Annotated in this window: 16 protein-coding genes and 1 pseudogene; 3 read left to right on the top strand and 14 right to left on the bottom strand. The window is 56.1% G+C overall.

Translation table 11 applies throughout. The features are described 5' to 3' along the window. Nucleotides 1-36: 36 nt before the first annotated feature. The 4 genes and pseudogenes from F7Q90_RS07325 to F7Q90_RS07310 all read right to left on the bottom strand — a co-directional run bounded on the left by F7Q90_RS07325 (nt 37) and on the right by F7Q90_RS07310 (nt 9,223). Nucleotides 37-1,206, bottom strand: coding sequence for a bifunctional tRNA (adenosine(37)-C2)-methyltransferase TrmG/ribosomal RNA large subunit methyltransferase RlmN (locus F7Q90_RS07325; protein ID WP_006120628.1), 1,170 nt, complete (start codon nt 1,204-1,206; stop codon nt 37-39). 174 nt (nt 1,207-1,380) lie between these two features. Next, nucleotides 1,381-1,812 (bottom strand): nucleoside-diphosphate kinase, encoded by a 432-nt coding sequence (gene ndk / locus F7Q90_RS07320; protein WP_003848684.1) that lies wholly within the window; start codon nt 1,810-1,812, stop codon nt 1,381-1,383. A 176-nt stretch (nt 1,813-1,988) separates the two neighbouring features. Further along, nucleotides 1,989-4,313, bottom strand: a complete 2,325-nt coding sequence (gene pbpC, locus F7Q90_RS07315; RefSeq protein WP_006120629.1) for a peptidoglycan glycosyltransferase PbpC — start codon at nt 4,311-4,313, stop codon at nt 1,989-1,991. A 12-nt stretch (nt 4,314-4,325) separates the two neighbouring features. Further along, a pseudogene (locus F7Q90_RS07310) lies at nt 4,326-9,223 on the bottom strand (alpha-2-macroglobulin family protein). A 145-nt stretch (nt 9,224-9,368) separates the two neighbouring features. Here F7Q90_RS07310 and sseA point away from each other — a divergent pair. Then, nucleotides 9,369-10,211, top strand: a complete 843-nt coding sequence (gene sseA, locus F7Q90_RS07305; RefSeq protein ID WP_006120633.1) for a 3-mercaptopyruvate sulfurtransferase — start codon at nt 9,369-9,371, stop codon at nt 10,209-10,211. 35 nt (nt 10,212-10,246) lie between these two features. Here sseA and sseB read toward each other — a convergent pair whose 3' ends face one another. The 5 genes from sseB to trmJ form a co-directional block, all read right to left on the bottom strand. Further along, on the bottom strand, nt 10,247-11,011 hold the full coding sequence (gene sseB, locus F7Q90_RS07300) for an enhanced serine sensitivity protein SseB (protein ID WP_170317975.1): 765 nt from the start codon (nt 11,009-11,011) through the stop codon (nt 10,247-10,249). A 52-nt stretch (nt 11,012-11,063) separates the two neighbouring features. After that, nucleotides 11,064-12,350: an aminopeptidase PepB gene (gene pepB / locus F7Q90_RS07295; RefSeq protein WP_006120635.1), complete on the bottom strand. Its 1,287-nt coding sequence runs from the start codon at nt 12,348-12,350 to the stop codon at nt 11,064-11,066. 123 nt (nt 12,351-12,473) lie between these two features. Further along, the gene (locus F7Q90_RS07290) at nt 12,474-13,634 is read right to left on the bottom strand and encodes an IscS subfamily cysteine desulfurase (RefSeq protein WP_006120636.1); all 1,161 of its coding nucleotides are present in this window, start codon (nt 13,632-13,634) and stop codon (nt 12,474-12,476) included. Nucleotides 13,635-13,723: 89 nt separating this feature from the next. Then, the gene (iscR, locus tag F7Q90_RS07285; protein WP_006120637.1) at nt 13,724-14,221 is read right to left on the bottom strand and encodes a Fe-S cluster assembly transcriptional regulator IscR; all 498 of its coding nucleotides are present in this window, start codon (nt 14,219-14,221) and stop codon (nt 13,724-13,726) included. 133 nt (nt 14,222-14,354) lie between these two features. Further along, on the bottom strand, nt 14,355-15,104 hold the full coding sequence (gene trmJ, locus F7Q90_RS07280; protein WP_006120638.1) for a tRNA (cytosine(32)/uridine(32)-2'-O)-methyltransferase TrmJ: 750 nt from the start codon (nt 15,102-15,104) through the stop codon (nt 14,355-14,357). A 119-nt stretch (nt 15,105-15,223) separates the two neighbouring features. Here trmJ and suhB point away from each other — a divergent pair, with 119 nt between their 5' ends. Further along, the gene (gene suhB / locus F7Q90_RS07275; RefSeq protein ID WP_006120639.1) at nt 15,224-16,027 is read left to right on the top strand and encodes an inositol-1-monophosphatase; all 804 of its coding nucleotides are present in this window, start codon (nt 15,224-15,226) and stop codon (nt 16,025-16,027) included. A gap of 46 nt (nt 16,028-16,073) precedes the next feature. On the opposite strand, the gene F7Q90_RS07270 is transcribed toward suhB, so the two are convergent. From F7Q90_RS07270 to F7Q90_RS07260, 3 genes are all read right to left on the bottom strand, one after another. After that, complete coding sequence (locus F7Q90_RS07270) at nt 16,074-17,087, bottom strand: TIGR04086 family membrane protein (RefSeq protein WP_006120640.1); 1,014 nt, start codon at nt 17,085-17,087, stop codon at nt 16,074-16,076. A gap of 190 nt (nt 17,088-17,277) precedes the next feature. After that, a complete protein-coding gene (locus F7Q90_RS07265; protein WP_006120641.1) occupies nt 17,278-18,258 on the bottom strand; it encodes a nickel/cobalt transporter in 981 nt (326 codons plus the stop codon). Next, a complete protein-coding gene (locus F7Q90_RS07260; RefSeq protein ID WP_006120642.1) occupies nt 18,249-18,875 on the bottom strand; it encodes a DUF1007 family protein in 627 nt (208 codons plus the stop codon). Before F7Q90_RS07260 ends, F7Q90_RS07265 begins: the two co-directional genes overlap by 10 nt. Nucleotides 18,876-19,030: 155 nt before the next feature. Between F7Q90_RS07260 and csiE the strand changes: the two genes are divergently transcribed. Next, complete coding sequence (gene csiE / locus F7Q90_RS07255) at nt 19,031-20,299, top strand: stationary phase inducible protein CsiE (RefSeq protein ID WP_006120643.1); 1,269 nt, start codon at nt 19,031-19,033, stop codon at nt 20,297-20,299. On the opposite strand, the gene F7Q90_RS07250 is transcribed toward csiE, so the two are convergent. Together F7Q90_RS07250 and glyA are read right to left on the bottom strand one after the other, a co-directional pair. Then, nucleotides 20,281-21,429, bottom strand: coding sequence for a 3-phenylpropionate MFS transporter (locus F7Q90_RS07250; RefSeq protein ID WP_006120644.1), 1,149 nt, complete (start codon nt 21,427-21,429; stop codon nt 20,281-20,283). The genes csiE and F7Q90_RS07250 overlap by 19 nt on opposite strands. A gap of 127 nt (nt 21,430-21,556) precedes the next feature. Continuing rightward, nucleotides 21,557-22,810 (bottom strand): serine hydroxymethyltransferase, encoded by a 1,254-nt coding sequence (glyA, locus tag F7Q90_RS07245; RefSeq protein WP_006120645.1) that lies wholly within the window; start codon nt 22,808-22,810, stop codon nt 21,557-21,559. Nucleotides 22,811-22,907: the final 97 nt, after the last annotated feature.

The raw sequence follows: 22,907 nt of genomic DNA, 5'->3' as shown, positions 1-22,907 counted from the left end.
GCCGGTAACCGATCAGAAACCCTGTTCGTCCGCCTTTCAGATCGCCTTCACAGATATGGCTTCACCGGCCATCTTCTTACGCAGGGTACGTTTGGTGCGGTCGATGACTTCACCCGCCAGCTGACCACAGGCGGCATCAATATCGTCCCCGCGGGTTTTACGCACAATGGTGGTAAAGCCATAGTCCATTAGCACCTTAGCGAAGCGGTCAATGCGGCTGTTTGAGCTGCGCCCATAAGGTGCGCCCGGGAAGGGGTTCCAGGGGATCAGGTTAATTTTGCACGGTGTTTCTTTGAGCAGTGCAGCCAGCTCATGCGCATCATCGGTGCTGTCGTTCACGTGGTCCAGCAGCACATACTCAATCGTGACACGTCCCTGGTTGGCGTTGGATTTACCAATATAGCGTTTGACTGCCGCCAGGAAGGTTTCGATGTTGTACTTCTTGTTAATCGGCACGATGTCATCGCGCAGTTTATCATTGGGCGCATGCAGCGAGATAGCCAGCGCCACGTCAATCATGTCACCCAGCTTGTCGAGAGCCGGAACCACGCCCGAGGTCGACAGCGTCACACGGCGTTTTGATAAACCGAAACCGAAGTCATCCAGCATGATTTCCATTGCCGGGACGACGTTATTCAGGTTGAGCAGAGGTTCGCCCATGCCCATCATCACGATGTTAGTGATAGGACGCTGGCCGGTCAGTTTGGCTGCACCGACAATTTTTGCCGCACGCCAGACCTGGCCGATAATTTCGGAGACGCGCAGATTGCGGTTAAAGCCCTGTTGCGCCGTTGAGCAGAATTTACATTCCAGTGCACAGCCCACCTGGGAGGACACGCACAACGTGGCACGGTCGCCTTCCGGGATATATACCGTTTCCACCAGTTGATCGCCCACGCGAATAGCCCACTTAATGGTGCCGTCCGTTGAACGCATCTCTTCGGCCACTTCCGGCGCGCGAATTTCGGTGAGTTCCATTAAGCGGTTACGCAGCTTTTTATTGATGTCGGTCATCTGCTCGAAATCGTCGCAGCAGTAGTGGTAAATCCACTTCATCACCTGATCGGCACGGAACGGTTTTTCACCCAGGGACACAAAGAATTCGCGCATCTGCTGACGGTTAAGATCCAGCAGGTTAATTTTTTGGCTTTTGGGCGAAACGGAAAGCGGTGAGGTGGACGCGGGCGTCACAATCTGTTCGGACATAGTGTTCTCTGGCCTCGTTGTTACACGTTATGGCGCGGTTGGGAAAAGAAAAAATTACGCCTTCACTAAGCTGGCTCAATGAAGGCGCAATATTGTACAACATCTGCTGCCCGATAACAGGTGCGAGTGACCGCGGGTCAGCAGATTTTTGTAAAGCCGTGTACGCGTCAGTAATTAACGGGTACGTGGACAGATTTCGTTTTCGCCGAAGAAGTACGCGATTTCACGGGCTGCAGACTCTGCAGAGTCAGAACCGTGAGTAGCGTTTTCGGTGAAGCTGTCAGCATAGTCAGCACGCAGTGTACCGGCCAGTGCGTTGGCTGGGTTAGTTGCACCCATCAGGTCACGGTGACGCTGAACGGCATTTTCGCCTTCCAGTACAGAAACCACAACCGGGCCAGAGGTCATGAATTCAACCAGACCGTCGAAGAACGGCTTGCCCTGGTGCTCTGCGTAGAAACCTTCAGCCTGCTCTTTGCTCAGCTGCAGCATTTTTGCGCCAACGATTTTGAATCCTGCGCTTTCAAAACGGTTGTAGATAGCACCGATCACGTTTTTCGCGACGGCGTTTGGCTTGATGATAGAAAAAGTACGTTCGATTGCCATGATGACCTCTGTCTTGACGTTCTGAAGAAACCGAGGGCGCACGCCCCGGCTAAGAAACGGCGCCGATTATAGGGGTTGAGTGTGACGTTGCCTATCACAGAACCCATAATTTCTTGAAAAATCTTGATCTGTGTCGATGCGGAAGGCTTTCAAATCTGATTTAGCGCAAAAAACCATCATCCCCGTGTGAAGTTAACGGTCGCAAGCTGCCCGGCTTCATCCATCACCACCAATTGATAGTCACCTGAGCGATCAAGACGCAGCGACAGCGTGCCGCTCTGGTTTTCCGCCGTCACGGGTTCACCGTTCAAAAACCACCAGCGCTGATTACCCTGCCCGCCCTGTGCCGCAACCGGCATGACCAGGGTGGAATTACCCGGCAACGGCTGCACCCGTTGCCCGTCAATGACGCCTGTGACAATCAGCGGCGCACTGCTGCCCTGCGTAAGTGGCGGGCACTGACTGTCGATAGCCGGTAACCGCTGACGCCGTCGCTCCTGCAACGGTAGCCAGGCTTCCAGCGGTAAGGGCCACAGTAAACGATCGTGGCTGACAGCGTGCGGACAGTCAGCCGCCACGCGGCGGCCCTGGTCATTTAGCCAGTAGCGCAACCGTAAACCGCTGAGGCTTTCCTGGCCCGATGCCAGCAAGGTGGGCGGCAACGTGTCATTCAACACCCAGCTCTGGCGGCGCTGGCGGCAGTTTTCATCGCCCACAGGCAGCGGCTGTCCGCCCGGCCAGCAGATGCTGGCCACCGTAACCGATGCGGGACGAGGATCAACGGGCACCTCCTGTCCGCCTAAACGGTTCATCAGTACGCTGTTTACCTGATTCATCACGGGAACGGCAGACGCAAAACCAAACTGCCCTGCGACGGGCGTTGCATCGGGACGGCCAACCCAGACGCCGATCAGATAGCGGGGATTCATGCCCACCGCCCAGGCATCGCGATAGCCATAGCTGGTGCCGGTTTTCCACGCCAGCGGTACAACCGCAGGCAGGTTCCCTTTGCCCGCAGGCTGCGCTTCACCCGCCAGGACACGGCGGATAATCCACGCCGCGCCGGGCGAAAGCAGAGGCCGCTGCTGCAACGGTTGATCGGGCATCCAGCGCAGTTGCGCGGCGTTGCCCTGACGCACGAAAGCGCTATACGCCGCAACGATCTCGTCCATGCGCGCGCCGGTGCCCCCCAGGATCAATGACAAATTCGGCTCGGCGCCGGGCGGAAAGCGCAGGTTAAGCCCGACATTGCGCAGGCGGGCCGCGACATTTTTGGGACCCAGCGCTTCCAGTACCTGCACCGCAGGCAGATTAAGGGAACGCACCAGCGCTTCGCTGGCGCTGACCGGCCCATGAAAACCGGTATCGAAGTTACCCGGACGGTAGTCGCCAAAACGGCGCGGCACATCCTGCAGCAGCGACTCGGCATGAATCAGCCCGTCATCCAGCGCCATGCCATAAACAAAGGGTTTTAAGATCGATCCCGGTGAGCGTACGCTGGCAATCATATCGACATGCCCGAAGCGGTTGTCGTCAGCAAAGTCAACGGAGCCAACATACCCACGTACGGCCATGGTGGTGTGATCGACCACCAGAATGGCCAGCGAGGTGCGCGGCGGCAGCTGATTTTTGATGTTCAGCGTCATACTTTCCAGCTCACGCTGCAGCGACGGATCCAGCGTTGAGACGATTTTTTCGTGAGTGCTGATCGACAACAGCCGCCGGGCCAGCAAGGGAGCCATCTGCGGCATTTGCCGTGGTGGCAGCCAGACCGGCTCCTGGCGGATCTCGGCCACCTGACGCGCAGACCAGACGTGATATTGCGCCAGACGGTCCAGCACTTTATTGCGTGCCGCCTCAGCCCGTTCCGGCCAGCGATCGGGCCGCAGACGGCTGGGTGACTGCGGCAGCACGGCCAGCAAGGCGGCTTCCCCGCGGGTTAACTGCGACGGGGCTTTGCCCAGCCAGCTCCAGCTGGCTGCGCCAATGCCTTCCAGCGTGCCGCCAAAGGGCGCGCGATTAAGATAAAGCGTCAGGATGTCGCGTTTTGACAGGTGCCACTCCAGTTGGAGGGCACGCCATGTCTGAATCAGCTTGCCGCGCAGCGTCCGCGGCTGCGGGTCGATAAGCCGTGCCACCTGCATCGTTAAGGTGCTGCCACCGGAAATCACACTACGATAGCGAAGATTCTGCCAGGCGGCCCGCAGCACAGACAGCGGATTAATACCAGGGTGATACCAGAACCAGCGATCTTCATAGGTCAGCAACGCCTGGATATAGGCGGGCGAAACCTCTTCCGGCGTGACCGGATAGCGCCAGATCCCCTGACTGTCGGCAAATCGCCACAGCGGCGTACCGTCCTCCGCAACCACCACTCGCGCAGGCTGGACCGCTTTAAGCGGCAGTGGTGACAGCCGGTCCAGTATCAGCAGCGCAAGCAGCAGCCCCAGAACACAAAGCGGCAGCGCCAGCAGCCACCGCTTTCTGATGTGCCTGATCACGCACGCACCCGATTACTGTACATGCAGCTGCTGCGGTGTGCTGCCAATGGCGCGCCATTCGGGCACGTACATGGATTCCACCTGCGGCGGGGGCAATTGATAGCGCCCCGGTGTAACTGCCCGCGCCAGATAAATCAGCATTGTGGGACGATACGTATCGACGGCCAGAGCGGCAACAAAGCGGTCATCACGGAACTCAATATGCCTGATGCTGGCCTGTTGCATATCCATCATGCTCTCTTTTAAGGCATCGGCGCTGTCCCCCAGACTGGCACTGCTGTCCGCCAGGTTCTGATTTTCCAGCTCCAGACCGGCGGGCAATAAATCCACCACCAGCGCATCGCTAATGCTGCGTTTGGCTGAGACCGTCAGGCGCACCACCAGCAGTTCTCCGCTGCGCAGATTATTCAAATCGGCAGCCTGCCCATCCAGCGTAAAGTACTCGCGTTTAATCGCCATCATATGGCTGACTGGCGCAGGTGGACTCAGCGGATAGCCGACCACGTTCAGACTGGCGTACAGCGGCGTGCTGCCGACATTACGTACGTCAACGCCCTGAGTCAGTTGCTGATGATCCAGTCCTTTATTTAGCGGCGCATCTCCACTCACAGGCTGATCGCTACCCGAAAGTTGCGCCTGCCAGCGTTGCCGGTTGGCGGTTTGCAGCGTCCGGGCCGCCAGGTAAAGGGCATTATTCTCCTGAGTGGAGAACCAGCGCTTGCCCGTCACCTCTTTAGACAGTGACAGCAGCAGGCTGTTTTGCAGGTCCGGCTGCAGTTGATTTTCAGCCAGCAGCGCAATCATCATGCCCTGATCGCGCACGGTACTGCCGTAGTCGCCAAACCAGCGGTTCTCAGCGCGTGGCAGCGTTGCCCCCTGCATCACCGCCAGTTGCGCACGCTGTTCATCACCCATTAGCTTCAGCGCAATGCCCAACTGCATCAGCGCCAGGCCCGACTGGGTCTTGTCACGCTTTTCATACAGCGCACGTAAGGCACCCAGCGGTGCCCGCTGCTGGCGTGCCAGCACCAGTCCGGCATAAGCCTGCACGCTGAAACGTAACGCTTCGACGTGCTGGCTGCCGCCTCCGGTGATCTGCGCCGGGTCCTGAAGATAACGCAGCAGGCGCGCGTTCGCCCGGCTGACGACCTCATCAGGCAACGCATAGCCCGCCTCACTGGCGCGCAGTAAGAAATCCGTTACGTAAGGCGTTAACCAGAATTCTTCTTCGCTCTGTTTGCCCCATAAACCAAAGCTGCCGTCCGCGCGCTGCATGCCCGCCAACCGGGCAATACCGGTTTCTACCGCTGCCCGGCGAACCTCATCAGAGCTGGTTTTGATACCCATGGCGGTAAGTTGCGCCTGGCTGGTGTACAACGATGGCCACAGCCCGTTCGCCGTTTGCTCCAGACAACCGTAGGGATAGGCATAAAGCGCACTGATATAGCGCGCAATATTCAACGGTGGGCGATTACTCAGCGTCAGTTGTCCACTGAGCGTTGCCGCGTCCAGGCCGGCAAAGGCTGCTGCCGTTACCTGCCACGGCTGCTCGCCGTTGATCACCGCGTCAAAACTGAGCGTCTGGGTCGGATAAGGGGGCCTGACACCAATCTTCCACTGCTGCTGGCTGGGCCGCACCTGCTCACCCGGCAGATTCAGGCCTGAAATCGTGACCTGAACGTCACCGTCACCAAAACCATTTTGCGCGGTGACCGGCACCTGTAGCGTTTTCCGCTCACCTTTGGCCAGCGTCACGTTTTGCGTGGCCGCGCCGGACAGCGCAATAAGCCCCCGGGCTGCGAGATCCACCTTCAGCGTTTGCGGTAAATCAGTCAGGTTGGTGATATCCAGCGCCAGCGATGCGCTGTCGCCGCTGGCCAGGAAGCGCGGCGTGGCCAGTTCACTGACCAGCGGCGCCGCCACAACCAGCTTGCGCTCTGCCGCGCCAAAGCTGTCATCGCTCCAGACCTGCGTCATCAGGCGCAGTTCACCGTTAAATGCCGGGACAGGGAGCGTGATCGAGCCCTTGCCGTTTTTATCCAGCGTAACAGCCTGTAGCTGCTGCGCCACAATGTTGACGTGGGTAACGGGTTTCTTGCCGCCGCGCGTCAGCGTGTCGTCTTCGCCGTCGCCGCCAAAGCGCAGCGCTGCCAGGCGTCCGCCGCCTTCAATCAACTGCCCAAACACATCGTACTGGTCGACGTTATAACGTTTACGGCCGAAAAAGGCCTGCCAGGGATCCGGGGTTTTGTAATCCGTCACGCTCAAAACCCCGCTGTCCACCGCCGACAGCAGCACATGCACCTTATCCGGCAGCGGGCCGCCTTCACGACTGGCCTGCACATTGACCGTCAGGTTCTGCTCAGGGCGAACTTTTTCAGGCGCATCCAGCGTCAGGGTCAGGCGGCGCGCGTCGGTCGCCATCGGCAGATGTAGCAGTCCGACGGCACGTTTTGGCGTAGCGCCGCTGGTCTTGTCCCCTTCCCGTACGACAATGGCACTAAAATAGAGATCGTGACGCTGCCAGCTGTTGGCAATCGGCACATCCACCGTCGTCCCGCCCTGCGGAACGGTCAGCGGCTGCCACCACAGCGTGCCGCTGCTGGACTCAACCATCAGATAGCCCTTACCGGCCGTGGGCGATTCCACCTGCAGATGCACGGTTTCTCCGGGCTGATAAGCGGCTTTGTCTAAGCGGAGTTTGACCTGATCCGGGCGCAGAGCGCCGCCCGTACCATTGGTATTATCCTGCCAGTCATAGCCCGCCTGAAAACGCACGCTGCTGACAATTTTTCACCCGCCTGCACTTCCAGTCGGTAGCTGCCCCACTCGACCGGGAAGCTGACTTTGGTACTGCCCTCAGCGGGCACCGTAATCGATCGCTCATCTTCCTGCAGATCTTTCGCGTCGTAGCGTGACTGCCAGCCTTCACTGTCAGAGAAGCTCCAGTAGTAGTCACGACGTTCGCGAATCAAGCGCACATTCAGCTTTTCTGCCGCCAGCTTTTCGCCCTGACTGTTGGCGTAAACAATGTCAAAATCGGCCAGGCTGTTTTCCGGCACGGTCGGCTCATCGCGATAACTGTCACTGCGGTAATCGTAGATCGACTTGTTGCCGAACAGGGGACGAATGCCCGGCAGCGCCTCCGCGGGCCAGATCGCCTGAGTGGCACGTCGGGTCACAGGCCGTCCACCCGTTTCCAGCAGGCTGGCCTGTAAAATCAGGTTTAGCGGCGAGTGGAGCTGGTCCCACTGATTCTCGACGGTTAGCTGGGCTTTGCCGTTCGCATCCAGTTTGATATCCACATCACCCAAGCTGCGTTTGACGCCCTCCTCAGTGATATCCCCAAACTGATAGCCAGGCAGCGCTGCCACCGCGTCCCGGGCAGGACGTAGATAGAGCTGCCCCTGCAGCGCATTCCCCGCCGCAGGCGCACCATAGAGATAACGCCCCTCAACGTTAAAGGTGATATCCGCATCGGCAGGCTGAGGTTGCTCATCGTTTTTCAGCGTCAGCGCCATGCGCTCTGGCAGGAAATCTTCGACGCGGAAATGCCACTGACGCGGCAGGTTATCACCGGTGTTAAGTCACAGCATCCAGCCACCGGTCATGGCGGTCGTGGGCAGGCTGAATCGCTGCTGATACAACCCGTCCTGCGGTTGCCAGACAAAGGTGCGCACCACTTCACCGTCGGGCTGTACCACTTCGGCTTTAACCGGCTGGGCCGGTAACGGTTTGCCATCAGCATCACGCAGCAGCGCATTGACGATCACCGTTTCGCCGGGACGGTAGATATCGCGCGGGCCAAACACGAACAGCTGCTTGTCATAGCCCTCCGGTCCCGCCACGGGAAATTCGGCTAAATCTAATGCCGGGCGAGCCAGATCGATGAGGGAGGTTTGATCGCCCTGTATTGCCAACAGGAACTTGCCCTTGTCTTCGGCTTTCAGACGCACATGCCCGCTGCTGTCGCTGGTGCCGTTTTGCAGGACCTGCCCTTTATCGTTCAGGACTCTGACATTGACGCCTGAGAGCGGATCGCCGTTTTCCAGACTCTGGGCAAACAGCTCAAACTGGCCCGGAAAACGGTGCAGTGACAGGCCGATATCGCTCAGGGTGAAGAGCGTGGCTGGCATACTGTAATGATACGTGCCGGCCTGTTTCATCACGGCCAGATAAACGCCCGGTTGCTGAAGCGGCTTGATGTCTTTTAGCGGCAGCTGCAGTTTTTCCCGCGTATTGCGTGCCGGGTTAAGCTCAAAGCGGCCGCTGTAAACCAGCTCACTGGTTTTAAGCAGCTCCTGAGATTGCCAGGTTGAGAGATTACTCCCGTTATTCCACTGGGACAGGAATTGCGCCAGGCCCGCGTTTTTAATCCTGAAAAAATCGACATCCACCTGATCGACATTCAAGGCCAGCACCGGCAGGCCCTGCGCAATACGCAATGGCAGCAAAGAACCGCGACTGGCGAAGCCCACCATCGGCTCAATGTCGCGCGTGGTGATTTTTTGGCTGTAAGCCGCGGTCAGCGTTTCACCACTGGCGGCGCGCAAGCCCGGATCGATGGTCACAGTAAAGTGCCGTGAGGGTTCAGGATGGCGAAAACGCAGCGCCTTGCGATTCCCGGACAGCTCCCAACCGCCATCCACCTTGCCGCGCTGATCGTCCGTCAGCCGGACTTTTTTGGCCACGTCCTGCTTATCATCAAGCGGCTGATTGAACGTTAACACCAGTGCGGCGGCACCATCGAGCTGGAGCTCGGAGAGGTCGATAATGCTCAGCGGCTTACTGACCTGCGCACTGGCGGCAGGCGTTTCAGCGCTGACGGAAAAAGCAGGTAACGTGGCGGCAGACAGCAGCGCCCCGCCGATCAGCATGCTGAACAGCAGCCGGTTAATGCGTTGTTTCATGGTAAATCCTTCACCGTGCCCCAGGGGAATTGTTTTATAATGCTGCACGATTTCACATCAACCTTCGCATTTAATCAACGCTTCTCTTGAGATGGTGGGCACATTGCCCGACACTGGCATCAAAGATTGCAGAGAAGAGGTTGTTATGACGACGCCACTGTTTGTGTCCGCCGACTGGTTACAAGAACATTTTAATGACGGCACGCTCCAGGTTCTGGATGCGCGTATGCTGCCGCCGGGCATGGAAGCCACGCGCGATATTCAAAAAGAATATCTGGCGGAGCATTTGCCTGGTGCGCCTTTTTTCAATATTGAAACGCTTTCCGATCACACCAGCCCTTATCCCCACATGTTACCCCGGGCCGAAAGCTTCGCGGTGGCGATGCGCGAACTGGGCATCAACAGTGATAAGCATTTGATTGTTTATGATGAAGGCAATCTGTTTTCTGCGCCCCGCGCGTGGTGGATGCTGCGCGCTTTTGGCGTGGCACAGGTCTCCATTCTGGCTGGCGGTCTGCAGGGCTGGAAAACGGCGGGTTATGCGCTGGCTGAGGGCGAGGTCAGTCTGCCGGAAGGTGAGTTTGATGCGCAGTTCGATGAAGGCCTGGTGAAACGCCTGACGGATGTCTTGCTGATTAGCCATGAAGGCGGCGCGCAAATTGTCGATGCGCGCGCGGCGAACCGTTTTAATGCTGAGGTCGATGAACCCCGTCCGGGATTGCACCGTGGGCACATTCCCAACAGCCTTAATCTGCCCTGGAATACCCTGGTCGAGCAGGGCGCACTCAAGCCGGAAGCCGAACTTCGTTCACGCTTTGCGGAAGCCGGTGTGGATATCAGCAAACCCATCGTAGCCAGCTGTGGCTCTGGCGTGACTGCGGTGGTGTTGATTCTGGCGCTGACGGCTCTGGGTGCAAGGGAAGTGACGCTGTATGACGGATCCTGGTCCGAATGGGGCAGCCGGGATGATTTGCCGATTGCGAAGTAACGGTAAACGCGCGGCCGAACAGGCCGCGCAGTGTGTCAGATGATCCGCTGACCACCTTTGAACTCACGCAGGAAACTGCCCCAGCGGCGTTCATAAAAGGGCGTAATGTGCGCGGTAAAGAAGTGACTGATTCCGCGGTCCTCTGCCGTAATCTCACACACATCAATGGGTGCATCATCCAGTAATGTATCGGTGGCTACGCTGCCGGCCGCCTGAATAATTGCCTCAATATCGCTGTCCGCTTCAATACCAATCAACAGATTAGGCACATCATCCGCCTGTTCACGAATGCTGGCAATGAAAGCGCGTTTAACCTGCTTGTATTTGCTGAACAACTGCGTCAGCGAGTCGATCATCTGCGCGGGCGGTTCCGCGATTTCTGACAGCAGCAGTGACTGACCGCCTTCCAGCACCGTTTGCTGCATCAGGGCACTGCCCTCTTCCCCCAGCAGATGACTGATTTCCGCCGCAGAAAACTCTTTGCCCGTGGGCAACTTTGGATTAAGAAACAGCGTTTCGCCACGGGTCATTTCAAACAGCGTACGTACCGGCAGCCGCACATAAGGCTGCTCATCGTTGATCGCCTCGCTCATCGCCTGTTCGGAGGTAAAAAACGGGATCACACTGCTGCCATCTTCTTTTTCCCAGTGCGGCAGGTCGACAGGCGTGCTGGCATCCAACTGCTGCTGGGTGCTTTCCCCCGGCACCCATGCATCCGCCTCCAGCAGTAGCTGAAAAAACTCAGGACGATGGGCAGGCTCCGTGGCGGCCAGCTTCAGCACCTCTTCAAGACGGTTCATCATTCACTTCTACCTTCAAAAAGCGGTGACCAGGTCACCGCGGAGATTGCATTTATTTCAGTAACAGGTTGGCGATAGTGCGCACGCCCAGGCCGGTTGCGCCTGCCGACCATTGATCGACCGCGCTCTTACGGTACGTCGCTGAGCAGTCGATATGTAACCAGCCTTGCTGATAGTGGCTGACGAAATAGGACAGGAACGCTGCCGCGCTGCTGGCACCGGCAGAATGTGCCGGGCTGGCGATGTTATTCAGATCGGCAAAGTTTGACGGCAGATGACTGCGATGGAACTCTGCCAGCGGCAAACGCCAGAACGGTTCGTTTTCACTGACCGCACTGCCCATCACCGACTGCGCCAGCACATCGTCGAAGGTAAACAAGGCGTGATAATCGTTGCCCACCGCCGTTTTCGCGGCACCGGTCAGCGTTGCCGCATCGATCAGCAGCGTCGGATTCTGCTCGCTGGCATCGATCAGACCATCTGCCAGGACCAGACGACCTTCCGCATCGGTGTTCATCACTTCTACCGACTTGCCATTGCGGTAACGAATGATGTCACCCAGCTTAAAGGCGTTGCTGCTGACCATGTTATCCGCGCAGCACAGGTAAAGTTTGACGCGCTTTTTCAGTCCGCGCGCGATGGCCATGGCCAGTGCACCGGTCACCGTCGCGGCACCGCCCATATCTGACTTCATGGAGTCCATGGTGGCACTGGTTTTGAGGCTGTAGCCACCGGTATCGAAGGTAATCCCTTTACCGACCAGGCAGGCGTAAACCGGCGCTTCGCTGTCGCCGGTGGGGTTAAAATCCAGTGCCAGGAAAACCGGCGGACGGTTTGAGCCCCGTCCTACCGTGTGCAGGCCCATATAGCCTTGCTCACGTAAATCATCGCCTTTGGTTATGCGATAGCTGACCGCTTCGCCACCTAACTCGCTCAGTAAGTCTACGGCACTGTGCGCCAGCGTCTCTGGCCCTAAATCGTCTGCAGGCAGGTTAATCGTATCGCGCACCCAGCCTACGATCTTACGGCGGCGATCAAATTCCGCCTGTTCATGTTCACCCAACTGCGGCCAGTCAACGCTGTTTTTGGCTTTCGGGCTGCGATAGCCCTGCCAGAAGGCCCAGCACTGCTCCAGATGCCAGCCTTCGCCCGTCAGGGCAACATGACGAATGCCCTGCCCATCCAGCTTACGCGCGGCACGCTGGATGCTCATCAACGCATCGGCTTCACGCAGGTGCACGGTCATACCGTTTTCATTGCTGCTTAACAGTGCTTTGTCACCCCAGCGCGCATCGGCGGGCTGGTTGCTGAGCGTGATATTCATCGGTTGTGTACTCATTGTAGGGCTCCGTATTCGTTATTCGTTTCATCCAGCCTGTTTTAGCGACGGCTTTTCATACAGATGTTACGCCGCACACCGCAGGCGTTGCCGGTGCGCAGTGGTCAGCCTCTTCAGGCCTGATTATGACTTCATGAGTTCACGCAGGCGCGTCACGGACTTCTGCACCAGCGCAATGGCATAATCGATCTCTTCTTCAGTGGTGAACCGCCCCAGTGAGAAGCGAAGTGAACTGTGGGCCAGTTCTTCGTTCAGACCGAGTGCGCGCAGAACATAGGAAGGTTCCAGACTGGCGGAAGTACAGGCCGATCCGGACGACAGTGCAAGATCTTTCAGCGCCATGATCAACGACTCACCTTCAACATCAGCAAAACTGACGTTAAGTATGTTGGCGCAGCTGTGTTGCAAATCACCATTCACCGTTACGCCGCCTGTCTCACGGATGCCGTGCCACAGTTTGTCACGCAACAGCGACAAGCGGGCCATCTCTTCTTCACGCACCGTTTTGGCAATGCGGTAAGCCTCACCCATGCCGACAATCTGGTGCACCGGTAAGGTGCCCGATCGCATATTGCGCTCGTGACCGCCGCCGTGGATCTGCGCATCAATCTGGATACGCGGCTTACGACGGACATAGAGCGCGCCAATGCCTTTAGGACCATAAACTTTATGACCGGAAAACGACATCAGATCAACAGGCAGTTCAGCGAGATCGATAGCCAGTTTCCCGACGCTTTGCGTCGCATCGACGTGGAACAGGATGCCCCGCTCCCGGCACAGGGCGCCCAGCGCAGCGATATCCTGAATCACACCGATTTCGTTATTCACATGCATGATGGAAACCAGCACCGTGTCGTCACGTAGCGCGGCGCGCAGGTCGTCAGGCGCGATCAGGCCATTCGCTGCTGGCGTCAGCCAGGTGATCTCAAAGCCTTCACGTTCAAGTTGCAGGCAGGTATCGATGACCGCTTTATGTTCGGTTACGCTGGTGACGATGTGTTTACCACGCGACTGGTGGAAATGGGCTGCGCCTTTAATGGCGAGATTGTCGGATTCGGTGGCCCCGGAGGTGAAGACGATTTCACGTGGGTCAGCATTGACCAGCTCCGCGACCTGATTGCGCGCAACGTCCACCGCCTCTTCTGCCTGCCAGCCGAAACGGTGCGAACGGGAGGCCGGGTTACCAAACGTGCCATCCAGCGTCAGGAATTGCATCATTTTGCTGGCCACACGCGGATCGGCCGGCGTCGTGGCGGCATAATCCAGGTAAATCGGTAATTTCATTGCGCTACAGCTCCGTATAAAAAATCATACGTATTTATAGCAGATTCAGCCCCTGCCGCGTTAGCAGTAAGGGCCGGAGAAGCAGAGGATTAGGAGGCGCGGAGGTTAACGTTGATTTCCTGTGCGCGGGCGTGCTGGAAACGACGATTGTCGTTAGCATTCTGGCGGTCGGCCACATCCAGGATTTCCTGATTATTCACCAGCTCAGCCAGCGTAATGTTGTTCAGGAATTCGCTAATACGGACGCTCAGGTCACGCCACAACACATGGGTCAGACAGCGCTCGCCACCCTGACAGCCTTCTTTGCCCTGGCATTTGGTGGCGTCCACAGATTCATCAACCGCGGTGATCACTTCACCCACCGCAATCGCGCTGGCTTCTTTGCCCAGCAGATAACCGCCACCCGGACCACGAACGCTGGATACCAGATTGTGCTTACGTAACCGCGAGAACAGCTGCTCCAGATAAGAGAGCGATATACCCTGGCGTTCAGAGATGTCAGCCAGTGGAACAGGGCCCTGGTGAGAATGCAGGGCAACGTCCAGCATAGCGGTAACAGCGTAACGTCCTTTGGATGTCAGTCTCATAGCATACAACCTCAATAGCGTCCGGTTATCGGAGGATTAGCGAAGATGACGGCAAGTCTGACATTCCCGAGTGATTTGGTCAACCACTTAACCAAGTAATTTACTCAACTATTTAACCTGGCGTTTTACTCAACTATTCAGGGCCGTTTTGTTTCGGTCCTTTACGCTTCTCAAACGAGGCGAGCATCCCGCGCAGAATATTGAGTTCGTCGCGCTCAGGACGGGCACGCGTATACAGACGACGCAGCTTGCTCATTACCTGGCCGGGATTGGCTTCACGGATAAATCCGCTTTCCAGCATCATCTGTTCCATGTGCTGGTAGAAACGCTCCAGGTCGTCAACCAGCGGATAAGGTGATTCCTCGTACTGCGGTTTGGGACTGGCGTTGTCCTGCGCCTGCAGCCAGGCCATGCGGACTTCATAGGCAATGATCTGCACCGCCATCGCCAGGTTAAGCGAGCTGTATTCCGGGTTCGCCTGGATGGCCACATGATAATGGCACTTTTGCAATTCATCGTTAGTCAGCCCGACACGCTCGCGACCAAATACCAGGGCGACGGGGGCCTGCCGGGCCTCTTCAATACTTTTCAGGCCACATTCACGTGAATCCAGCATCGGCCACGGCAGCGAGCGGGAACGTGCACTGGTGCCGACCACCAGACTGCATCCGGCAATCGCGTCATCCAGTGAGTCGACAATTTTCGCCTCGCCAATCACGTCACTGGCCCCGGCAGCCAGCGAGATAGCCTGTGAATCCGGCTTCACTAACGGATTGACCAAATAGAGGTTAGTTAAGCCCATAGTTTTCATCGCGCGCGCGACGGAGCCCATGTTGCCGGTGTGAGAAGTTTCTACCAGTACGATACGAATATTTTGCAGCATAATTGGGATCGGTCAGAAAATGATGACGCGTACTCTAACATAAAGCAGGACATTTACCGAACACCCTGCTATACTCCGCGCCGTTTTCCCCGTTCTTTAACATCCAGCGAGAGATACCGATGCATCCAATGCTCAACATTGCCGTGCGCGCAGCGCGCAAGGCCGGAAATTTAATTGCCAAGAATTATGAAACCCCGGACGCCGTCGAAGCCAGCCAGAAAGGCAGTAACGACTTCGTAACCAATGTTGACCGCGACGCAGAACGCCTGATTATCGAAGTGATTCGTAAATCCTACCCGAAGCACACCATTATTACTGAAGAGAGTGGTGAACTTGAAGGTGAAGATCAGGACATTCAATGGGTAATCGATCCGCTGGATGGCACGACCAACTTTATCAAACGCTTGCCCCACTTCTCTGTTTCTATCGCCGTACGCATTAAAGGCCGTACTGAAGTGGCGGTGGTATATGATCCTATGCGTAATGAACTGTTCAGTGCCGTACGTGGCCAGGGCGCGCAGCTTAACGGCTACCGTCTGCGCGGCAGCATCGCTCGCGATCTGGATGGCACCATTCTGGCGACCGGTTTCCCGTTCAAGCTAAAACAGCACGCGCCGGCTTACATGAACATCATGACCAAACTGTTCACACAGTGTGCGGACTTCCGTCGTACCGGCTCTGCCGCACTGGACCTGGCCTATGTTGCCGCAGGTCGTGTGGATGGCTATTTTGAAATCGGTCTGAAACCGTGGGATTTTGCCGCGGGTGAACTGCTGGTGCGTGAAGCGGGCGGACTGGTTACTGACTTCACCGGCAATCATGGTTACCTGCATTCAGGTAACATTGTGGCCGGTAATCCTCGTGTGGTTAAAGCGCTGCTGTCGTCCATGCGCGATGAACTGAGCGAAGCGCTGAAGCGCTAAAGAAAAATGCGGCACATTCTGTGCCGCCTTTTTTAACGCCTTTCGGTTAGCGACGTTCGTTCGCCAACACCTGACGTGGCTGAGTACGACGTCCCACCATGCCCATCACGCCTGCCAGGACTGCTTCAATAATCAGGATAAAGAAGGCGTACCAGCTGGCTTTCGCTGTCGCTTTAGCCGCCTGCTCACCGGCTTCACGGGCTTTCTGCTCTGCCTGCTGTTTCAGCTCCTGATATTTCTGCATAGCCTGCTGATAGCTCTGCTCTGCCTGATTAACGATCTGCTCTGCTTCCTGATCGCTTTTGCCGGTGCGCGCTTTAATAATATTTTTCAACGCCTCACGGTCGGCTGCCTGTAATGTATCAGCATGACGATCAATAACGCCTTTAAACCAGTTAGCTAAATCCGTGTCTGCGGTTTGCGGATGATTAGCGGTGTTATTTGCCTGGTTCTCTGCATTCTGCGCTTCATTATTCGCATCCTGCTTCAGTTTTTCAGGTTGTAATTCAGGCTTGCCTGTTTGACGCAGCGTCGTTTCCAGCTCACGCTGCATGTCATTTAAATTAATATTGTTTTCCTGCAGCTTGTCTTTTGCCATTTGGGTAACAGATGGCGCAGCGGCTGAAATACCCTGACCGACAGCCTGGAAGCCCGTGCCCAGAATGTTCATCGCACCGCCTAATACGCTACTGGCAAGACTGACGGCTAAATAAATCGTTATCACCGTGCTGATGCCAAAGATCAGTAACCCATGCAGCGCGCCTTCGCGCTGTGCCAGACGTCCGGCAACATAGGCGCCCGCGACGATGGCGAGAAGCATTTCAATCGCCGTCCACACCAGCGCACCGGTGCCCAGATGTTTAAACGGATTGCCTTCCTGCAGGGGATCAATAGTCGTCGCGCCGATAGCTGTTCCCAGCAGAGTTAATAATATGTGAATTATCAGTGCGCAAATAACACCGGCAAAAACGGCACTCCATGAAATACGTTTTAGGGGCAAACCCGCTGTTCCAGTTACCAGCGGATCGGTGTAGCCATTATTAATACGGGTATCAGCCATGAGATATTTTCCTCGCAAAGCACGGAATCGTTCCGTTTTTATTCATCCCATTATTGGGAGGTGATTTAACTATTAACAGCGTAGACAGTGAAAACAAATTTCACCACTAAACAGTCAGCAGAAAAATAAAAAATAGTGAGGAAAATATTGCAGAATGAGCAGCGAAAAACGCTTTTCGCTGCTATAGAAATCAGAAATGCCGGATGCCGCCCGCCAACCCCGGCTGAGCCGATTGCCATAACGCACAGCCCGCAACGATCAACATGACGCTACCCAGCAAAGCCAACAAAGGCAACAGACTGCGTGCGCGATCGCTTATGTGGCTGTTTGCACTCAGCCGTTGCGCCAGCGAACGCGAGCGCTGCACCAGCAGACCAATCGCCGAAATGGTCAGGGCCGTTCCCATCGCCATCACCGCCGCCGAGAGGACGCCCCAGAGGTAAACGCCAATCACCTTAGCAAACAGCAGCATCATAATGGCTCCTGAACAGGGCCGCAGCCCCATCGACAGAACTACCAGTAACTGGGTTTTCACGTTAACGGCACCGGCTACCTGCTGTGCACTGGGCAGATGAGCATGACCGCAGCCGCACTGATCATCATGATGATGGTGTGGATGCAGAGCACGAATGTTCATCGCCGGTTTCGGTCGGAACAGTCGCCACAGAGAGTTGACCGCCCGATAACCTGTCCAGATTCCCAGGGCAATCACCAGAAGATAACTGCCCTTCTCCAGCCAGAAACTGCTCAGATGCAACTGGCGTGATGAGGTGTGCAATACCACCAGCATCAGGGTTACCAGAACAATCGCGACTGAACCCTGTAACAGCGATGCCAGCAGCGTCAGCTTCATGCTGGTTTTCAGTTTTGCCGGATGAGTGGCCAGGAAAGTGGTGATAACAACCTTACCGTGCCCAGGTCCTAACGCATGCAGGATGCCGTACACCAGACTAAACGCCAGTAATGACAGGCCAGCCCGGTGCGGATGTTCGGCGACCTGTTGCAGGAGCTGCGTCATCTCGCGATTGAGAATTTTTTGCCAGAGCACACTTTGCAGCAGAATCTGCGGCCAGTACAGCCAGATCGCGCTGACCGCCGTCACCAGCCCAACCATGAATACTGCCAGTGGCCACAACCGTTTTTTGGGCCGCGCTATGGTCGTCAGTGACATGTCAGAATCACCGTTTGCGCGAACTGCCTGCCCAGATCCATCTCTTCGGGTGGCGCATCGGCCTTGTCGAGCGATAAGGCATACTGCTTCAACGAGTCATTCGGCTTTGGCGTATGCAAGGTGAAGGCGCAGCGTGACTGCAACGCTGGTGGCACGGTCAAGGCATCAGGCTTGTCATAGAACATGTCGACGAAATACGTGGGATCGAAGGTGAGAATCTCAAAGCGCTGACCGGTTAATGTGGGTGGCTCGGCCAGCGGCAACACAAACTCCAGCACCGCTTTGTTGCCACTGCGTGACAGATTATATTCTTTTGGTAGATTCAAGAACTTCACCCGCTGCTTGTTATGCCAGATTTCAGAAAAATAATGTTGTCCCAGCACATTCGCCATCACGCCGGCTGCCAGTTTTTTCCAGACCACGGTGCCCGGTTTCGCATCGCTCGCGTCGTAAAGAAGATCGGCGGAGGTAATCTCATCCATGGTCCAGATCATTTTCAGGCCCGTAAACCGATCGCCGTCAGCAACCAGTTCCGTTTTCATATCAATAAAGCTGTGAGGATGTGCCAGTGCTGACGAACTTATCAGGGTTAGCAGTGCGAAAAACATGCGTTTCATAATGTTATAAAGTAACGTTCCTGATAAAAAGGTTTCATAAGTAACAAAATTTTGTGACCCGCCTTAAACCTCTGAACAAAAAACCGGGTAAACCATTCACCGGTCAGGGCAGTTGACTATTCTTAGCTAAAAATAGCCAGCGGGAATATTGATTGATGAGTTCTGCTACATCTTCAGCACCACTCTTCACCGTTTCTCAGCGTCGCTGCCACCTGTTGTTATTGCTGTTTCTGCCCACTCCCGTGCTGACGCTCACCCGGTTAAGCCTGCTTAACGGCGTGGATGCTGCCACCGCCAGGCAAGATATTGCCGCCGTGGGTGATGAGATACAGCGCTATCATCAACTGGAACTTCACCAAATGGTGGATGGCAGCTTGCGCATTCATGGTACAGAGCTGGACAGACGAATTTGTCTTATACATAACCTGCGGCGCAGTTTGCGTCTGTCGCAGACGTTTGTCTGTGAGCATTTTGCGACACCGCTTCGCCAGCGCCTTAAGCAAATGAAAATTGAGAAGGCGCTCTACGATGAAACCAATCTACAGGCACTCATCCAGCACTGCAGCCTGTGCCTTGATCGCCCCTTCAGTACACGCGATCAACTCTTTTTACAAATATTTATGAAATACGGCCTGTGCCAGCGCCAGCCTGCCCTCTTTACTGCACAACAGCAGGCCTGGCTGGCGATGAAGGCGGAGCGCCGCGCGGCCACTGATGTCATTCGTCACTGGAAAAAACGGTGCCATCTCGCACCGGATGCGAGTGAAACCGACTTCTGGACATTACTGTTCAGCCTCATCCACGCGCCGCATCCGGACGCCATCCGTCACGCCAGTGAACAGCGGCTCATGCGCGCCACGCATCAGCTGATCGATGACTTCGAGGCTTCGTCAGGCGCCCCTTTTCCTGAACGTGCCGAACTCCAGCAGCAACTGTATACGCACCTGGCGCAGGCGCTGGATCGCACTTACTTTACTATTGGCATTGATGACAGTGTGGCACAAGACATAACCAGGCTTTATCCGCGCCTGCTGCGAACCACTCAGCAGGCGCTGGTGGCGTTTGAGCAGGAATACGCGATTTGTTTTAAACCGGAAGAAGTCAGTCTGATAACCATTATTTTTGGTGCATGGCTGATGCAGAGCAGCGCCCTTCAGGAAAAACAGGTGCTGCTCCTGACGGGTGACGATCCGGCGCTGGAACAGGACGTTGAGCAGCAGATCCGGGAAATCACCTTATTACCCGTTAATATCACCTATCAGCATGTGGATGACTTTCAGCGCGACGGCGCGCCGCGCGAAGTTGATTTGATCATCTCGCCTTACGTCACCTCCCTGCCGCTGTTTTCGCCCCCGCTGATCCATGCAGAATTGCCGTTGACCGAATATCATCAGCAACGCATTCGCTATTTGCTGGAGTCCTGACGCGGGCGCAGAAACAGCGCAGGCAGCGCCACCAGCGCCATCACCCAAAACAGCTGTCCATGAAGATGGGTAAACAGCACGCCACAAATCATCGTCATCACGGCGATACCGCCACCCATCGCCAGCGCCGAATAGAGCGACTGCAACCGAATTACCTCCGCACCCTGCCGTGAAGCAATGAAACGCATGGCTGCCAGATGGCAGACCGTAAACGTACCGCAGTGGAGAATTTGCGCCACAATCAACACCGGCAGTGCCGTGCTGGCCCCCAGCAGGCTCCAGCGAATTAACGCGCAAACGCCGGACAGCAGCAGTAAATCGCGCGCCTGCCAGCGGTGAAACAGACGGTGACTCAGCGCAAAGATCACAATTTCTGCCACCACGCCAAGCGACCACAGATAACCAATGCGCGAGGCGGAATAGCCACTTTCCTGCCACCAGATCGCGCTGAAGCCGTAATAGGCCGCATGCGCTCCCTGCAGCAGGGTGACGCACACCATGAAACGCCAGACCGCGTTTTCCCGTATCAGATCGCGCCAGGCCTGCCAGCCACCGCTGACGTTGCTCTTGCGTTCGCTGCCCTGAGGGTGTGTTTGCGGCGTCAGTAACATGCCCGCCAGCATACTTATGACGCCCGCTGACAGCAGCATTAAAATCGCCTGGGATGAAAAAGCCGTCACCAGCATACCGGTCAACGACGAACTGATGACGAAGGCCAGAGAACCCCAGAGGCGCACCGGCCCGTAGGCCAGACCAATTTGTTGCGTCCAGGTCGCCGCCAGCGCGTCACTTAAAGGCACCAGCGGGGAGAAAAACAGATTAAAGCCGGTCATCACTAACAGCAGCCACAACCACTGTTGTCCAGTCCAGTATCCCACGGCAAAAAGACAGGTCAGCAGCGCCAGCAGCCGCAACGCCGTAATCAGTTGAGAAGGATGTTTAACCTGCGAGGCGATGAACAAACTGCCTACAAAACGCGCCACCATGCCGCAGCCAAGCAGCAGGCCAATTTGTTCGGGGTTCAGTCCCACGCCTTTTAGCCAGACGCCCCAGAAAGGCAGGTAAATACCGTAACAAAAAAAGTAGGTGAAATAGCTTAATCCAAGCCATCTGGCGGAGCCGATTGCCATATTCCCTCCAGCAATAGTGTGACCGGTCGTGTTAAGAGGTCGATACTTTGTCAGAGCCACGTGAGACGGGCAATAAAAAAGGATGGCCGGGGCCATCCTTTTTCAACCGTTGACTCACCTGACGGGATCAGGCGTAAACCGGTAAGCGCGCACAGATATCCAGCACTTTTTGCTTCGTGCGTTCAATCGTGGCTTCGTCGTTCACATCGTCCAGCACGTCAGCAATCCAGCCGGCCAGTTCACGCACGTCCGCTTCTTTAAAGCCACGACGCGTGACCGCTGGGGTACCGATACGTACACCGGAGGTGACAAACGGGCTTTTCGGATCGTTCGGCACGCTGTTTTTGTTCACGGTGATATTGGCACGGCCCAGTGCCGCATCCGCTTCTTTACCGGTCAGGTTTTTGCTCACCAGATCAATCAGGAACAGGTGGTTGTAAGTGCCGCCTGACACGATGTTATAACCGCGTTCCAGTAAGACCTCGACCATCGCTTTCGCGTTTTTTGCCACCTGCTGCTGGTAGGTTTTGAACTCGGGTTCCATCGCTTCTTTGAACGCCACGGCTTTACCCGCAATGACGTGCATCAGCGGGCCGCCCTGGCCGCCAGGGAAAACCGCAGAGTTAAGCTTTTTGTACAGTTCTTCGTCGCCACCTTTCGCCAGAATGATGCCGCCACGCGGACCGGCCAGCGTTTTGTGGGTTGTAGAAGTCACAACGTGCGCGTGCGGTAAAGGGTTCGGGTAAACTTCAGCCGCAATCAGACCCGCAACGTGCGCCATATCCACAAACAACCAGGCACCAACGCTGTCTGCGATTTCGCGCATTTTGGCCCAGTCGCAAATACCCGAATACGCAGAGAAACCGCCAATGATCATCTTAGGCTGGTGCGTTTTTGCCAGCTCAGCCAGTTCGTTGTAGTCAATTTTACCGGTTTCATCGATACCGTAAGGCACGACATTGTAGAGTTTGCCCGACAGGTTAACAGGCGAACCGTGCGTCAGATGACCACCGTGCGCGAGGTTCATACCCACAATGGTATCGCCTGGCTGCAGCAGGGCGGTAAACACAGCAAAGTTAGCCTGTGAACCTGAGTGCGGCTGTACGTTGGCATAATCTGCACCAAACAGCGCTTTCGCACGATCGATAGCCAGCTGCTCAACAATATCTACATACTCGCAGCCGCCGTAATAACGTTTGCCAGGATAGCCTTCAGCATATTTGTTGGTGAGCTGTGAACCTTGCGCCTGCATTACACGCGGGCTGGTGTAGTTTTCAGAAGCAATCAGTTCAATGTGCTCTTCCTGACGCACTTTCTCTTGCTCCATCGCCTGCCACAACTCGGCATCATAATCGGCAATGTTCATTTCACGCTTTAACATCCGCATCTCCTGACTGGCTATCTTTAAATCGGCAAATTACGCCCCCAAAGGGCGAAGGCAGACAGTGTAAACCCTTTTACCAGGGGACGGTAGGGCC

This window comes from Pantoea stewartii subsp. stewartii (assembly GCF_008801695.1).
GTDB lineage: Bacteria > Pseudomonadota > Gammaproteobacteria > Enterobacterales > Enterobacteriaceae > Pantoea > Pantoea stewartii.
This window is presented reverse-complemented; position numbering and strand designations above follow the sequence as displayed.